This is a genomic window from Streptococcus sanguinis, from assembly GCF_008329445.1.
In the GTDB taxonomy this organism is placed as follows: Bacteria; Bacillota; Bacilli; order Lactobacillales; family Streptococcaceae; genus Streptococcus; species Streptococcus sanguinis_O.
Window position 1 is genome coordinate 156,038 of sequence record NZ_VIBR01000003.1, and the last position, 15,757, is coordinate 171,794.

Consider the following 15,757-nt stretch of genomic DNA (forward strand, 5'->3'; position numbering starts at 1 on the left):
TTCACAACATAAAGGAAGAAAATGAAATCACAAAGACTAGGGCTTTTACGTCTCTATCGTAATCTTGATAAAATTTTGTTGCTCTTTTTCACAGTCTTTATGCTCATGGAGCTGGCCTGGGTGCCTTTCAACTCCTTTGCAGCAGAGACTCTGCTCAAGCAGACAGGCTACCTCTTCTTATCTTATACGAATGCCTTTAAAGTTCTGACTTCAAATGTCTGGGTTGGTTTAGCCTTTCTAGCGCTTTTTGCGGCCAATCTCTTTGTCGCTTATTTTCAGATTGGACTGATATTTATGGGGCTCCGCAATCTTCTGGACGAGGAAGAACGAAGCGCCTTTCAGTTTATCAAGAAAAGTTTCAAAGACAGCGGATCGCTGATTCGCTACGCCCGCCCCAGCAAGGTCCTCTTTATTGCACTGTATATGGGCTTTATCTTTCCCTTTCTGCGGCAAATTCTCAAAATCTACTACTTGAATAAAATTCTGATTCCAGAATTTATCGTGACCTATCTCAAGACGGCCTTATGGATGAAATTATCAATCTATGCTTTAGGTTTTCTGCTTTTTTTGATAGCTGTCCGACTGATGTTTGCCCTGCCCAAGCTCTTTTTTGAGCATTTCCGCCTACGAGATGCGATTAGGTATAGTTTGGAGAAGACCAAGGGGCACCTGATTCGCTATACTTGGCAGCTCTTTTGGATACTGGCTAAGAGCTTTCTCTTCTTTCTTTTAAGCAGCATTCCGATTTTAGTGTTGCAGCAGTATGCGGATGGCCAGTCCAATCAGATAGCCTTGACAGCAGCGGTTGTCAATTACTGCCTCATCAAGCTGGCTTATTACTTTATGGTAGCCTACTTTCTGATTAAGTTTGTGGCTTTTCTGACAGACAGTAAGCTGTCTGAATACCGCTACAGAAAAGGCCTGCCTCTCATGCGCTGGTTTATCCTTTTGGTCACTAGCTCTGTCTTTGCCCTTGAAGGCTTTGTCTATCTCAATCTGCCCTTGGAAAACGTCCCTCTGACCATCTCGCATCGTGGAGTTTCGCAGGGAAATGGTGTTCAGAATACAGTTGAGTCGCTTGAGAAGACAGCTCTGCTCAAGCCAGACTATATCGAAATGGATGTTCAGGAGACCAAGGATGGCCAGTTTGTCATGATGCACGATGCCAATCTAAAAGCCTTGGCCGGCGTTGATGCTAAACCGCAAGAGCTGACTCTGCAAGAGCTGACAGCTTTAGATATTTCAGAAAATGGACAGACTGCCAAAATTTCCAGTTTTGATGCTTATCTCAAACGAGCCAATCAGATGGGCCAGAGACTCTTGATAGAAATCAAGACCAGCAGCTTGGACTCAGACGATATGATGGACCGTTTTCTGAGTCAATACGGAGCCAATATCAAGGTTTATGGCCACCAGATTCAGTCTTTGGACTATCAGGTTATTGACAAGACAGTCCAGTATGATAAGAGCATACCGACCTTCTTTATCCTGCCCTACAATACTATTTTCCCACGAACACAGGCTTCCGGCTATACGATGGAGTACTCGACTCTCGATGAAAACTTTGTCGATAAGTTATGGACGACGGATAAGAAGCTTTATGACTGGACCATCAATGATGCAGACAGTATCGGTAAATCCTTCCGCTTGGGTGTTGATGGCATGATTACCGACGATTTGGAGCTGGTGCAGAGCTCTATCAAGGAGCTGCAAAACAAACCCGACTATGCCCTGCTTTTGATGAGTAAGGCAGCGGATTTGCTTAATTTTGTGTAGTGGACTAGTGAGGAAACGACTATAAATCAAAAAAAGACTGAGATTCTTCAGTCTTTTTTGTTGGTTCGAGTAGCTCTTGACTTATGTTTAGTCAAGAGGTAAGGTTATTTATCTTGCTTAAAAAGGCAATTTGCCTGCGAAAGCGCCCATTTTCTTCTGAGTAGCCTCATCAATCTGAGCCAGCGCGTGATTCAGAGCTTGCGCAGTCATCTCTGACAGAGTTTCCAAATCTTCAGGATCCACAACGGCTGGATTGAAGTCAATGCTGACTACTTTTTTATCACCAGTCAGTTTAGCAACGACTAAATCTTGGGCTGATTTGCCAGTGAATTCTGTTGCAGCTAGTTCTGCCTGTCCTTTTTCCATTTGTTTTTGAAGCTTTTGTGCTTGCTTCATCATGCTTTGCATGTTCATCATAAGATTTTCTTTCCTTTCTCTCGCAAGGGCTAAGCCCTCGGTAATCTTCACTCTTCAAATTATATCATTTTTTGGGAAAGTGGCAAGAAGAACATTTCTAAGAGGTTTGACAAAGATTTAGCATTTATAGTAGAATGGTCATGAATCTATATATCAAGGAGAAGACAACTTGAAAAATAAGAAGATAAAAGGTTTTCTGTTGGTAGTGCTCTCATCCCTCTTCATCCTAATTGGCTGCAGCGGCAGCCCAAAAATTCAGGGAAAATGGAATGTACAGGACGCTAGCGGTGAACAAAAGACCATTGAAATAAAAGATAAGACCATTATTGTCAACGAAGAAGAGTATGAGTATACTCAAAATGCAGTTGGTTTTAAGAATGGGGTGAGTTATTATGGCCTGACCCGGAAAGATAATGGCGGAACATTTTCTATCGTCTTTCCTGAGAAAGATAAAAACACTGCTATTATGTTAATTCCTGATTCAGACGATGACTATCTCACAGGCAGTATGCTCTTTGCTATGAACCGCAAGGAAAAGCCGGATTATAAAAAATATGCAGAGGAATATCTCAATCTACGATAAAAGAAGAAAGCGCTGAATTTCAGCGTCTTTTTCTTTTATTAATGTGATGTCATGGTTGGCAAATCCAGACTAGATTGCTCCAAATCTACCGTCAGCTGATAATTGGTCTTATCACGGACGGTATGCTCAAAGTCTGTAGTGTAGAGGACGAGGCGCAGTTGGTCGCCTTTTTTCATCTTATAGATGGTTGGTTGCAGTTCAAAGGAAAATTCCAGCCATTGGTCAGGAGTGACTTCTTCGACAGTCAGTAGGTTGGTCCGGTTTTGCAGGTTGAGAAAACCTTTGGTGATGACGCGATGAGGCGTTTCGGCAAAGGGCAGTTCAACCAGATTGTCCAGCATATAGTAGCGGCCGTTGTCCATGACTCTAGGCTCAATAGGCGTAGGAATCGGTGTGAGGCGCTTAGCTGGTCCGAAGTCCAGTAATTGAGCAGAAATCAGTCCCTTATCAGTGCTGGATTTGAGGCGAAGATTGAGCTGGCTCGCTCCGTTGAGAAAGAGGTCCTTTTCCAAGGTCCAGTCCAGAGTAATCTGGTTGACTTTGCCGTCAAAGAGCTCAGTCTTAAAGCTTTGGTAATTTTTAGCAAAGCGATTGTAGTCTTCTTCTGGGTATTGATTTTTGATAGATTGGCAGTTTTGGCCTAGTTGGAGCTGAAGTTTCTGCTCTTGTCCACCGAAGTCTTCCAAGGTCAGCCAGTTTTGAGCTTGGCTGTTGTCCTGCCAGATGACTGTTGGCAGTTCGAAGTCTGATTCACAACCCAGCAGTTTTTTGCTCAGCAGAGCATTGATAGACTCACGGAAGTCGATGGACTGCCAGTTGTTCATGTAAACATGGGCACCGTTATGGAAGAAGAGGTGCTTTTTGATGTGGGGCGGTAAGGCCCGAAACATATTATAGACATGGAGAGGCTTGACATTCCAGTCTTGAGAGCCGTGTGTGAAGACGACTTCAGCCTTGACCTTATCTGCATGGAGCAGGTAGTTGCGGTCATGCCAAAATTGATTGTAATCTCCGGTTTGCCGGTCTAGGTCTTTGCGCTGCTGCTCTAGGCTTCTCTGATAAGCGTCGTTGTTACGCAGGTAGTCACCAGCCCTCAGGTTGCGGGAATAGGTCAGTTCGGTCAGGGATTCAAAATCCTCTCCTGGATAGCCGCCAGGGCTTGTGACAAGGCCGTTTTCGCGGTAGTAGTTGTACCAAGAAGAAATCCCAGCTTCAGCGATGATGACTTCCAGTCCATCTACTCCAGTTGTAGCCAGCCCGTTGGACATGGTGCCTAGATAGGAGATACCGGTCGTAGCCACTTTTCCGTTGGACCAAGTGGCCTTGATTTCCCGCTGGCGTGTGTGGTCGGTGAAGGCTCTGCAGCGGCCATTGAGCCAATCAATAACATTCTTATAGGCTTCGATCTGCTGATAGTCGCCGCTGGTCATCAGTCCTTCAGAGTCTTTGGTTCCCACGCCAGACACATAGAGATTGGCAAAGCCGCGGGGCAGCAAGTAATCATTGAGCGTGTAGGTGCCGATATGACCCAATTTTTCCTCGGCTTCAGAGACTTCTTGGGCAGGAGCTGGCGAATCCAGCTGGAGCAATTTAAGCTCAGGATCTTGTACTGTGATTTGATGAGGCTCTTTTTTTGCTAAGTCCACATTCATATCATGGAGAGCCTTGTCACTGGCGGGATCATTGGTTCCTTGATGATAAGGAGAAGCAGTCATGACGGCAGGGACTTGTCCTTGGTAACGAGGGCGGATAATACTGACCTTGATGAGGTCCGGACGACCGTCTTGATCAGTATCCACGCGTGATTCTACGTAAACCACCTCACGGATGGCATCATGGCTGGAAAAGGTTGCCAGACTCTTGCCGTTGAAGTAGTGGTGGGTATTGTCCTCAGGAATTAACCCCTCGCTGACTAGCTTATCAACTAAGAGGTTACCATTTTTTGTCCGAGTGTTGAGCAGCTGGTAGAGATTTTCCAATAAGTCTCCAAATGTAATGGGAAAGCCCGTTTCTTTGCGAAAGGCCTCAACATCTGTAAAATCAATAAAGGGCGAGAACTCAAGCAGCTGAAAGGCCACAGTGTAAAAGATAGGTGCTGTCAGTTCTCTGTCAGACTGGAAAAAGCTCAGCAGGTCTGTTTGGCTGTCAGCAGCCCAGGATTTCAAGGGATAATCTGTATTTTTATAAGTGAAAAAGCTGGTGCGGAGAAAATCTTCGAGATTTTCCTTATCAGAGCGATTGCTGTCATAAAAAAAGCCTAATTCAGCTAATTCTATCAACATATTTTCCCGTTTCGTTTTTGCATAACTATACTGATTAAAACGCATATTCTTCCCTCTTTTTCTTATTTTTATAAAAAATGACCTTTACATTATCCATTATACTTGATAAAATAGACTTTGTCTAAAAAATATTTAAGGAGTATCACTAAATGGATTTCGAATGGGTCGTTAAATACGCCACAGAATTTTTAGGAACAGCTATCCTCATTGTCTTGGGGAACGGAGCTGTTGCCAATGTTGAATTAAAAGGAACTAAGGGACATCAGAGCGGTTGGTTAGTCATCGCTGTCGGATACGGTATGGGGGTCATGATTCCAGCTTTGATGTTTGGTAATGTGTCTGGTAACCATATCAACCCTGCCTTTACTTTGGGACTTGCTGTCAGCGGGTATTTCCCTTGGGCACAGGTTGCGCCATACATTGCAGCACAGATTTTGGGAGCTATCTTCGGACAGGCCTTGGTCGTTGCGACCCACCGTCCTTACTATCTGAAAACAGAAAATCCTAACAATATCTTAGGTACTTTCTCTACTATCTCTAGCCTAGACCATGGCACACCTGAATCACGTAAAGCAGCCTTGTTCAATGGTTTTATCAATGAATTTGTTGGTTCTTTTGTTCTTTTCTTTGCTGCTCTAGGCTTGACTAAGAACTTCTTTGGTGCAGAAGCGTTACAATATTTGAAACCATTTATTGAGCAATCTGGTCAGCAGTTGACTGATGCAGCTGTGAAAGCGCAAGTGGCTCCGCATACTGCAGCTGGTCTTTCAGTCGCTCACTTGGCACTTGGTTTCTTGGTAATGGCTTTGGTAACCTCTCTGGGAGGCCCTACTGGACCTGGGCTGAACCCAGCTCGTGACCTCGGACCTCGTATCCTCCACTTCATCCTGCCAGAATCTGTTTTGGGTAAACACAAGGGTGATTCAAAATGGTGGTATTCTTGGGTTCCAGTTGTGGCACCGATTCTTGCAGGTATCACAGCAGTCCTCTTGTTTAAAACAATCTACGGATAAGCACATAAGATCAGAGTTGGGGGATTTCCCCAGCTCTTTTTTCGAACGATAGAGAAGGTAAAGATGGAGATGCAAGTATCAAAATATCATAAGATCAGTGGCCGCAGAACCTTACTCTTTGGCTTTTTAGCCCTTGTTTTTGGCCTGATTATCATTGTCAATGGCTTCAGATTTACCAAGCTGGCCTTCGATTTTATTTCGTTTTATCTGACGGTTGTTGGCTTGGTAAATATTGTTCTTCATGTTTTTACGCGCAAGAAAGAAGGGGCTGTCTGGCATAGTCTGCTTCAGATTGCAGTCGCTATGGGTATCAGCTGGCTCAACCGAATCAGTGATGTGCCTGTCAATATTGTGATTATCAGTTTGGGTAGCTACCAGCTCTTAACCGCAGGTATTTACGGAGTGACCTATCTGCTTTATCGGCAAAATCATGTCAAGGGAGGTTTGCGCTATCTATTTGATACCATTCTCTATGGTGGGATTGGACTGACCACTATTCTTTCGCCTGCGACTGACGGACACTTGCAGTTTTTGATTTTGGGAATCTATTTGATGATGCTGGGAATGTCCAATATCCGGGATGGCCTCTTTTTTGATAATGACCGTGAAAAACATCGGCTGCGTAGGCAAATTCGTATTAACCTACCTATTATTTTTGCAGCCTTTATTCCGGTAGAAAATCTGGAACACTTTAATCGACTGATTCAGGGAGATGCAGCTTCTGATCGTAAAAATGTTTATAGTCTTGTTAAGAGTGGAGATAAAAAGTCGGACTTAGAGGTTTTGGTTCATACTTCAAAGACAAGTTTATTAGGGGCCATTGGTCATGTAGATATTTGCTATCAGGGACAAGTGATTTCTTATGGCAGTTATGATGTTTTTTCTGAGCGATGCAAGGGCATGATTGGAGACGGTGTTCTCTTCAAGGTTCCTAAAGACGCTTATATTGAGCTTTGCAAAAAAGAAAGCAAGAAAACACTCTTTGGTTATTCTCTGGTTTTGACAGATAAGGAGAAAGAGGCGGTTGAGAAGCGCCTGGCTGAAATTGATCAGCTGTTAGTAGAATGGGAGCCGCCAGCAGAACTGAAAAATGGCCAGCCAACATACTCCTACAAGTTGAAGCATGAACTAGGAGCGCAGCTGTATAAGTTTAAAACCAGTCGTTTCAAGACGTATTTTGTCCTGTCGACCAACTGTTGCCTGCTAGCAGATTCGATTATTGGGCAGGCTGGGACAGATACTCTGGATATTCGTGGTATTATCGCGCCCGGTACCTACCAGTCCTATCTGCAGTACGAGTTTGAGTCCGCTAGAGGTTTGGTCATTGCTCAGACCATTTACCAATAAATCCAAGGCCATCTTGTTTTAAAAATTGTTTATTTGCGCATAATTTCTTGTCAAAAAGATGAAAATCCATTACAATAAAATGGTTTGGAGGAATTATGAGCGCGAATCATATTATTAGAATTATCCCTGTATTAAAAATAAATAATCGTCATTTAAATCAAGAGTTTTTTGTAAATCAGCTGGGCATGAAGGCTCTTTTAGAGGAAGCTGCTTTTCTGTCCTTAGGAGATCAGACCAAGACAGAGAAACTGCAGCTGGAAGAATCACCCAGTATGCGGTCGCGGCGAGTAAAAGGTCCTAAAAAATTAGCCAGAATCGTTGTCAAGGTTGCAGACGCTAAAGAAATCGAGTCTCTATTGGCTCAAAAGCCTGCTTGGACTAAGCTTTATCAAGGAGAGAAAGGCTATGCTTTTGAAGCTCTGTCACCAGAGGGCGACCTAATTCTCCTGCATGCAGAAGAGAATAGAGCAAATCTGCAAGAGGTCACGGCGGCGCCTGAATTTGAAAAGCAAGAGGACTTTATCGGTCTTAGTCAATTTGAGATAGAAACGGTAGAAATTCGTGTGCCTGATGCCAATGCTGCCCAAGAATTTTACAGCAAGATTGAAAATGCGCTGGATTTCCTGACCTTTACAGAAGCAGAGGGACAAGACTTGCAGGCAGACAACGCCCTAACTTGGGACTTGACCATGCTCAAAGCTCAGGTCAATCGTTTAGAAACCGCTGCCCTGCGTCCTGTCTTTGAAGGGCACGAAATCTTTGTACCCAAGTCAGATAAGTTCCTACTGAGTCAGGATTCGAGCAAGATTGAATTGTGGTTTGAAGCATGACTCTAGAAAACATCATCAGTAAAATCAAAGAACAGCTAAAAGATGGTATCTATCCCGGTGCTAGTCTGGCCTTGTACCAAGCTGGCCGGTGGCAGGAATTCTACTTTGGTCTAGCTGCTCCGCAAGAAGGAAAGGCCACTCAAGTGGGTTTGGTCTATGACTTGGCTAGCGTCAGCAAGGTGGTCGGAGTTGGTACTCTGGCAGCCTTTTTGTATGAGCAGGGCAAGCTGGAACTGGATTTGCCCTTACAGCATTATTATCCGGCCTTTCATCAAGAAGATGTGACCTTGCGTCAGCTCTTGACCCACACATCAGGACTAGATCCCTTTATTCCTAATCGTGATCAGCTGACAGCTCCCGAGTTGAAAGAAGCACTCAATCATTTGACGGTGCTTGAAGATAAGACCTTCCGCTATACGGATGTGAATTTTCTGCTCTTGGGCTTTATGTTGGAAGAGATCTACAGTCAGGCCTTGGATCAGATTTTTCAAAGTCAGATTTTCCAGCCCTGGGGTTTGGCTGAGACAGGTTTTGGACCAGTTTCAGGAGCTGTGCCGACCGTTCGCGGTGTCAAAGATGGTCAGGTTCATGATCCCAAGGCGCGTGTTCTAGGCATCCATGCTGGCAGTGCTGGCTTATTTTCAACCCTCAGGGATTTGGAAATATTTCTAGAGCATTATCTGCAGGATGACTTTGCGGCAAATCTGACCCAGAATTTTTCCAAGGTGTCTGGCAAAAGACGCAGTCTAGCTTGGAATCTGGAGGGCAGCTGGCTGGATCACACTGGTTACACAGGAACCTTTATCATGTATAATCGCAAGGAGCAAAAGGCGGCTATTTTCCTGTCCAACCGGACCTATGAAAAAGACGAGCGGGCTCAATGGATCTTAGATCGTAACCAGCTGATGGACCTGATAAGAAGAGAACTTTAAAAGACTCCGGCTGCAAGCCCCGGAGTTTTATCGTGTCTGCCTATATAAATATCGGTCTCTAGCCCCAGTGATTTTCTCTTAATAAAAATCGCTTTTTTTGCCAAAGTATATTAAAATAAGATAGAGAGAATCTACAGACAAGAGAAGAATATGACAAAAGAAATCGGTGTCGGCAAGGCACATAGTAAAATTATTTTAATGGGAGAGCATTCGGTGGTCTACGGCTATCCGGCCATTTCCCTGCCCCTTAATCGTATTGAAGTGACCTGTCAGGTCTTTCCGTCTGAGCGGGCCTGGACCCTCTATGCTGAGGATACGCTGTCTATGGCTGTTTTTGCCTGTCTAGAACATCTCGGTCGGCAGGGGGCTAAGATTCGCTGTCAGGTGGAGTCCATGGTCCCTGAGAAGAGGGGAATGGGGTCTTCAGCCGCGGTTAGTATTGCAGCTATTCGGGCGGTCTTTGACTACTTTGAGGAAGAGCTGGATGACCAAACACTGGAGATTCTAGCCAATCGGGCAGAGATGATTGCCCATATGAATCCCAGCGGCCTTGATGCCAAGACCTGCCTCAGCGATGTAGCTATTAAGTTTATCCGCAATTTCGGTTTCAGTGAAATAGAGCTGGATCTGGATGCCTTTTTAGTGATTGCAGATACGGGCATTCACGGTCATACCCGCGAAGCTATCCGTGCTGTAGAAAGTCAGGGTCAAAAGGCTCTGCCCTTGCTGCAGGAATTGGGGAATTTAACGAAAATCCTTGAGAAAGCCATTTCTATCAAGGACCTGATGACAATGGGACAAGCTATGACCAAGGCTCATGAGAAGCTAGCCAAGCTAGGGGTTTCTTGCCAGAAAGCAGATGAGCTAGTAGCGGCAGCTCTTGAAAACGGAGCTTTGGGAGCTAAAATGAGCGGCGGTGGTCTGGGTGGCTGTGTCATTGCTCTTGTAGGAGAAAGAAATCAGGCGGAGGCCTTAGCCGCCTTATTGAGAGAGAAAGGGGCCATTAACACATGGATCGAAAGCCTGTAAGTGTCAAATCCTATGCCAATATTGCAATTGTCAAATACTGGGGGAAGAAAGATGCAGAAAAGATGATTCCGTCTACTAGCAGTATCTCGCTGACACTGGAAAATATGTATACCGAGACCCAGCTGAGTCCTTTGCCGGCCACAGCAACTGGAGATGAGTTTTATATTGACGGTCAGTTGCAAAGCCCGGCAGAACATGCCAAAATCAGTAAGATTATTGACCGTTTTCGCTCTCCAGAAGATGGTTTTGTCCGCGTTGATACCAGCAACAATATGCCAACAGCAGCGGGTCTGTCTTCCAGCTCCAGCGGTCTGTCAGCCCTTGTCAAGGCTTGCAATGCTTATTTTCATACGGGCTATCAAACGCAAGAGCTGGCTCAGCTGGCCAAGTTTGCTTCAGGATCGTCTGCTCGCTCTTTCTTTGGTTCGCTAGCGGCCTGGGATAAGGACAACGGGGCCATTTATCCAGTAAAGACAGATTTGAAGCTAGCCATGATTATGCTGGTTCTGCACGATGAGAAAAAGCCTATTTCCAGCCGCGACGGTATGGAGCTCTGTGCCAAAACTTCCACGATTTTCCCAGATTGGATTGCCCAGTCTGCCTTGGATTATCAGGCCATGCTTGGTTATTTACGGGACAATGATTTTGCCAATGTTGGTCAGCTGACGGAAGAAAATGCTCTTCGGATGCATGCTACGACAGAAAAAGCTTATCCGCCCTTTTCTTATCTGACAGAGGAGTCTTACCAAGCTATGGGTGCTGTCAGAAAGCTGCGGGAGCAGGGCGAACGTTGCTACTTTACCATGGACGCAGGGCCCAATGTCAAGGTGCTCTGCTTGGAGGAAGACCTAGACCATCTGGTGGCTATTTTTGAGAAGGACTACCGGCTTATCGTCTCTAAAACAAAGGACTTGTCAGATGAAGACTAGTGCAAGAGTCCAAACCTGTGGCAAGCTCTATCTGGCGGGTGAATATGCAGTGCTGACAGCAGGTCAGCCAGCCATTATCAAGGCCATTCCTATCTATATGACGGGAGAAATCCAGACAACCTCTGCCTATCACTTGACATCTGATATGTTTGATCATAGTGCTAACCTAGAGCCAGACCCTGATTATGCCTTGATTCAGGAGACGGTAGCAGTTATGAATGCTTATTTGCAGGCTTTAGGCTACCAACTTCAGCCTTTTTCTCTGAAGATTAGTGGCAAGATGGAAAGAGAAGGCAAGAAGTTCGGTATTGGCTCCAGCGGTAGTGTTGTTATTCTGACCATCAAGGCTATGGGAGCACTTTATGAGCTGGACTTAGAGCCAGAGCTACTCTTTAAGCTGGCTTCCTACGTCCTCCTCAAGTGCGGAGACAATGGTTCCATGGGAGATTTGGCCTGTATTGCCTATGAAGACTTGATATACTATCGGTCTTTTGATAGAGAATTGGTTCGTAAGCGTATGGACAAAGTTGATTTACAGCAATTACTAGCAGAGGATTGGGATTTTGAAATTCGCAGCATTAAGCCTTGCTTAGCCATGGATTTTCTGGTTGGCTGGACCAAGCAGCCGGCGATTTCTAAGGACTTGGTCAATCAAGTCAAGTCAGCTATTTCAGAGTCCTTTTTGACAGGCAGTAGGACGCAGGTTGATGCTTTGGAGAGCGCTTTATTAGCAGGAGAGCAGCCCGCTATTCAGTCCAGTTTGGAAAAGGCTAGTAAGCTCTTAGAAAGGCTCAGTCCGGCTATCTATACAGACAGGCTGAAAGCCCTAAAGGAAGCAACAGAGGGACTGAACTGTGTGGCTAAGAGTAGCGGTGCCGGCGGTGGGGACTGCGGGATTGCTCTCAGCTTTGATGCCGCATCCAGCAACCAACTGATTCAAGCCTGGCAAGCAGCTGGCATTGAGCTATTATACAGAGAAAGGATGGGCCATGATGAGTCAGAATCGTAAGGACGACCATATCAAATACGCTTTAGAGCAGCGTCCGGGTTACAACAGTTTTGATGAAATGGAACTGGTTCACCGTTCTTTGCCCAAGTATGATTTGGCGGAGATTGATCTATCTACTCACTTTGCTGGTCGTGACTGGGAGTTTCCCTTTTACATCAATGCCATGACTGGCGGCAGCCAAAAAGGCGGTCAAATCAATGAAAAGCTGGCTCAAGTAGCTGAAAGTTGCGGCCTTCTTTTTGTAACTGGCTCTTACAGCGCGGCCTTGAAGAATCCTTCTGATCCTTCCTATCGGGTGGCGGCTGGTCGGCCTAATTTATTGCTGGCTACCAATATCGGCTTGGACAAGCCTTATCAAGCCGCCCAGCAGGCAGTAGCTGATTTGAAGCCCCTCTTTTTGCAGGTCCATGTCAATCTCATGCAGGAATTGCTGATGCCAGAGGGCGAGCGGGAGTTTCGCTCTTGGCTCCAGCACTTGACTGATTATAGTCAGCGACTGGATCTTCCCCTAATTCTTAAAGAAGTTGGCTTTGGCATGGATCGCTCTACTGTTGAAGAAGCGCGCTCCTTGGGGATTCAGACTTTTGACCTTTCTGGTCGGGGCGGCACTAGCTTTGCCTATATTGAAAATCAGCGGGGTGGCAATCGTGACTACCTCAATGATTGGGGACAATCTACTCTGCAGAGCCTGTTGGCGCTTCAGCTATTGCGCGATGAGGTCGAACTCTTGGCTAGTGGAGGTGTCCGCCATCCTTTGGATATGATCAAAGCCTTGGTCTTAGGAGCCAAGGCGGTCGGCCTCTCTCGTACCATGCTGGACTTGGTGGAAAATCACTCAGTGGAAGAAGTTATTGATATTGTAGAAGGCTGGAAATCAGATCTGCGTCTCATCATGTGCGCCCTATCCTGCCGAAACTTGCAAGAATTAAAGAATGTTCCCTATCTACTCTACGGTCGGCTAAAAGAAGCTCAGGAACAGATTGACTAAAAAGCATAAAGACATACAAAAAAGGCCATCAAGGCCTTTTTACTTGTCCTGTTTTCGTAAGTCAGTTAGTATTTCTTGAGCAGCAGCGAGGTTGAAAGTCTTCATGGCTGTTAAGCGATTGGCTACAGCAGCAATTTCTTCGCCTTGGGCTCCAGCTTGTAATGCTAAAGATTTGGCTTGCAATTTCATATGTCCGGCTTGGATGCCAGTGCTGACCAGGGCTTTGAGGGCAGCGAAATTTTGTGCCAATCCGACCGATACGATGAGGGAAGCCAATTCCTTGGCTTGAGGCTGCCCCAGCAAGTCAAAGCTGGCTGCCACTGCTGGATTGAGGCCGATGGAGCCTCCCTTAGTTGCAATGGGCATGGGCAGGGTCATCTGACCATGAAGCTGGCGTTTGTATGGGTCTGCCGTCCAAGTAGAGAGGCCACGGTAGCTTCCTTCTCGGCTGGCATAGGCGTGAGCACCGGCTTCCACAGCCCTCCAGTCATTTCCAGTAGCCAGCACCAAAGCATCAATACCATTAAAGATACCTTTATTGTGGGTAGCTGCCCGGTAAGGGTCGACCTGAGCTAATTTGCTGGCCAGCTGCATCTTATCCGCAAGAAGTTCTGCCTCAGCCTTATCCCGACTGAGAAAGCGATAGTCGATGACACAGCGGGCTGTTACTAGGCTATCTGTTGCATAGTTTGACAGGATAGCCATCAGACTCTTACCGCCAGTCAGATCTTCCAGAGGAAGGGTGAGGGCCTCCAGCATGGTGTTGAGCATATTGGCTCCCATAGCTTCCTGCGTATCCACAGATAGATAGAAAATGAGGAAGTCTTCCTTTGGCTCCAGCCAGAGATCTCTAGCTCCGCCCCCACGGGCAACAATTGATGGATAGGCTTGGTTGGCCTGCTCCAGTAACTCTTTCTTTTTTTTGAGAACATTTTTAATAGCTTGGTCTGGATTATCAACCTGATAGAGGGCGATTTGCCCAATCATCTGGCGTTTGTGAACCTCGGTCTCAAATCCGCCTGACCGTTTGATAATCTTAGCCGCAAAGCTAGCCGCTGCTACAACAGATGGCTCTTCTGTCACAAAAGGAACTTGATAGCTTTTGCCATCCACCAAAAAGTCTGGCACTAGAGAGTAGGGCAAGGCTAGAGTGGCCAGTACATTTTCACTCATCTGGTTGGCCGTTTCCAGAGGCAAAGTCTGCTGACTGTCTAGCAGCTGCCAATGTTCATCTTGTAAAAGTCCCTTTTCTTTCAGCATCTGCAGCCGTTCAGCAGGAGTTTTTTTGGAAAATCCAGTCCAGTTTACTTTCATGATGATTTCTCAACTTTGATGTACTTGCGCTGGTGCTCTGCAATTTCTGCCAGAGCAAAGCTTTGGTTTTCATAGTCAGAGAAGCGGGCATTGCCTTCCGCATCCAGCTCAGCTTCTTCAAAAAAGATGCGCTCGTAGTCTGCGATGGAAAGAGCTTGACGCTGGTTTAATTCCTCTAGGCGTGTTTGAGATAGATGCTTTTCATAGCCCTCTACCAAATTGGCACTGAAGATTTCAGAGACAGCCCCGCTGCCATAGCCGAAAAGAGCAATCCGATCGCCGGCCTTGAGGTTGTCAGAGTTTTCTAAAAGAGACAGGAGGCCTAGGAAGAGGGAGCCTGTATAGATATTTCCAACTTTTTGGCTGTAGAGAATAGAGGCTTCAAAGTTCTTTCTGAGCTGGTCTTGCTGCTCTTGGGGCAGGCTTTTATCCATGATTTTATTGAGGCCTTTAAGGGCCAGTTTTGGATAAGGCAAGTGGAAGCAGTAGGCCGCAAAATCTTTGAGAGCTAGCTTGTGGCGCTTCTGGTACTCCACCCAAGTTGTCTTTAAGCTATCCAGATATTGCTGGGTTGAATAGAGGCCGTTGACATAAGGCGTTGTCGAGTAATTTGGGCGCCAAAAATCCATGACATCGCGTGTCTGAGCTACATTATCATCATTGAAAGCAAGAATACGGGGATTGCTGCTAATCAGCATAGAAATAGCTCCCGCTCCCTGGGTTGGCTCGCCAGGTGTGTTAATGCCATACTTGGCAATGTCGCTAGCTAGCACCAAAACTTTGCTGTCTGGATGTTTTTCGATATGGAGCTTGGCATAGTCCAGTGCAGCAGTAGCTCCATAGCAGGCTTCCTTGATTTCAAAGCTGCGGGCAAAAGGCTGGATGCCCAAAAGGCCGTGGACAAAAATGGCTGCCGCCTTGCTCTGGTCAATCCCTGACTCAGTAGCCACGATGACCATATCAATCTTTTCTTTGTCCTCTGTTGTCAGGATGGGTTCTGCTGCCGCCGCTCCCAAGGTAACAATATCCTCAGTCAGAGGAGCAATGCTTAGTTCTTTGAGTAGGAGCCCCTTGCTAAGCTTGTCTGGGTCAGTCCCACGGGCTGCAGCTAAATCATTTAATTTTAAGACATAATTACTGGTCGCAAAACCGATTTTGTCGATTCCGATTGTCATTATAAGACCTCTTTAAATCCTTTTATTCTAGTATATTCCGAAAACTATTTTACCATACTTAGGAATAAAACTCTTACAAAAAACATCTAATCTCAGCTAAATCAGGCTTAAGATGTATTTTCCAAAATAAAAA

General features: G+C 45.8%; 14 protein-coding genes. 10 read left to right on the forward strand and 4 right to left on the reverse strand.

Annotated features, from left to right (window positions below; all coding sequences use genetic code 11):
• The first annotated feature begins 21 nt into the window (after positions 1 to 21).
• Positions 22 to 1,776, forward strand: a complete 1,755-nt coding sequence (locus FKX92_RS07760; RefSeq protein ID WP_149565993.1) for a glycerophosphoryl diester phosphodiesterase membrane domain-containing protein — start codon at positions 22 to 24, stop codon at positions 1,774 to 1,776.
• A 117-nt stretch (positions 1,777 to 1,893) separates the two neighbouring features.
• Here the strand turns inward: FKX92_RS07760 and FKX92_RS07765 are convergent, their stop codons facing one another.
• The gene (locus tag FKX92_RS07765) at positions 1,894 to 2,193 is read right to left on the reverse strand and encodes a YbaB/EbfC family nucleoid-associated protein (RefSeq protein ID WP_032906355.1); all 300 of its coding nucleotides are present in this window, start codon (positions 2,191 to 2,193) and stop codon (positions 1,894 to 1,896) included.
• A gap of 169 nt (positions 2,194 to 2,362) precedes the next feature.
• Here FKX92_RS07765 and FKX92_RS07770 point away from each other — a divergent pair, with 169 nt between their 5' ends.
• Positions 2,363 to 2,776: a glycosyltransferase gene (locus tag FKX92_RS07770; protein WP_187759408.1), complete on the forward strand. Its 414-nt coding sequence runs from the start codon at positions 2,363 to 2,365 to the stop codon at positions 2,774 to 2,776.
• Between the two features lie 38 nt (positions 2,777 to 2,814).
• Here the strand turns inward: FKX92_RS07770 and FKX92_RS07775 are convergent, their stop codons facing one another.
• Entirely contained in the window at positions 2,815 to 5,103 is a 2,289-nt protein-coding gene (locus FKX92_RS07775) for a Xaa-Pro dipeptidyl-peptidase (RefSeq protein ID WP_149565994.1), read from the reverse strand.
• Between the two features lie 104 nt (positions 5,104 to 5,207).
• Between FKX92_RS07775 and gla the strand changes: the two genes are divergently transcribed.
• The 8 genes from gla to fni all read left to right on the forward strand — a co-directional run bounded on the left by gla (position 5,208) and on the right by fni (position 13,135).
• Positions 5,208 to 6,071, forward strand: coding sequence for an aquaglyceroporin Gla (gene gla, locus FKX92_RS07780; RefSeq protein ID WP_002914417.1), 864 nt, complete (start codon positions 5,208 to 5,210; stop codon positions 6,069 to 6,071).
• 63 nt (positions 6,072 to 6,134) lie between these two features.
• A complete protein-coding gene (locus FKX92_RS07785; protein ID WP_149565995.1) occupies positions 6,135 to 7,418 on the forward strand; it encodes a DUF308 domain-containing protein in 1,284 nt (427 codons plus the stop codon).
• 95 nt (positions 7,419 to 7,513) lie between these two features.
• Positions 7,514 to 8,248, forward strand: coding sequence for a CppA N-terminal domain-containing protein (locus FKX92_RS07790; RefSeq protein ID WP_149565996.1), 735 nt, complete (start codon positions 7,514 to 7,516; stop codon positions 8,246 to 8,248).
• Entirely contained in the window at positions 8,245 to 9,180 is a 936-nt protein-coding gene (locus FKX92_RS07795; RefSeq protein ID WP_149565997.1) for a serine hydrolase domain-containing protein, read from the forward strand. Before FKX92_RS07790 ends, FKX92_RS07795 begins: the two co-directional genes overlap by 4 nt.
• 150 nt (positions 9,181 to 9,330) lie before the next feature.
• Positions 9,331 to 10,209: a mevalonate kinase gene (mvk, locus tag FKX92_RS07800; RefSeq protein ID WP_125382087.1), complete on the forward strand. Its 879-nt coding sequence runs from the start codon at positions 9,331 to 9,333 to the stop codon at positions 10,207 to 10,209.
• A complete protein-coding gene (gene mvaD, locus FKX92_RS07805; RefSeq protein WP_125346873.1) occupies positions 10,191 to 11,138 on the forward strand; it encodes a diphosphomevalonate decarboxylase in 948 nt (315 codons plus the stop codon). The genes mvk and mvaD overlap by 19 nt, the downstream gene beginning before the upstream one ends.
• Positions 11,128 to 12,147 (forward strand): phosphomevalonate kinase, encoded by a 1,020-nt coding sequence (locus FKX92_RS07810; protein ID WP_125346874.1) that lies wholly within the window; start codon positions 11,128 to 11,130, stop codon positions 12,145 to 12,147. Before mvaD ends, FKX92_RS07810 begins: the two co-directional genes overlap by 11 nt.
• The gene (gene fni / locus FKX92_RS07815) at positions 12,128 to 13,135 is read left to right on the forward strand and encodes a type 2 isopentenyl-diphosphate Delta-isomerase (RefSeq protein ID WP_149565998.1); all 1,008 of its coding nucleotides are present in this window, start codon (positions 12,128 to 12,130) and stop codon (positions 13,133 to 13,135) included. The genes FKX92_RS07810 and fni overlap by 20 nt, the downstream gene beginning before the upstream one ends.
• Before the next feature lie 39 nt (positions 13,136 to 13,174).
• Here fni and FKX92_RS07820 read toward each other — a convergent pair whose 3' ends face one another.
• Together FKX92_RS07820 and FKX92_RS07825 are read right to left on the reverse strand one after the other, a co-directional pair.
• The gene (locus FKX92_RS07820) at positions 13,175 to 14,449 is read right to left on the reverse strand and encodes a hydroxymethylglutaryl-CoA reductase, degradative (RefSeq protein ID WP_002919713.1); all 1,275 of its coding nucleotides are present in this window, start codon (positions 14,447 to 14,449) and stop codon (positions 13,175 to 13,177) included.
• Positions 14,446 to 15,624 (reverse strand): hydroxymethylglutaryl-CoA synthase, encoded by a 1,179-nt coding sequence (locus FKX92_RS07825; protein WP_149565999.1) that lies wholly within the window; start codon positions 15,622 to 15,624, stop codon positions 14,446 to 14,448. The genes FKX92_RS07820 and FKX92_RS07825 overlap by 4 nt, the downstream gene beginning before the upstream one ends.
• Positions 15,625 to 15,757: the final 133 nt, after the last annotated feature.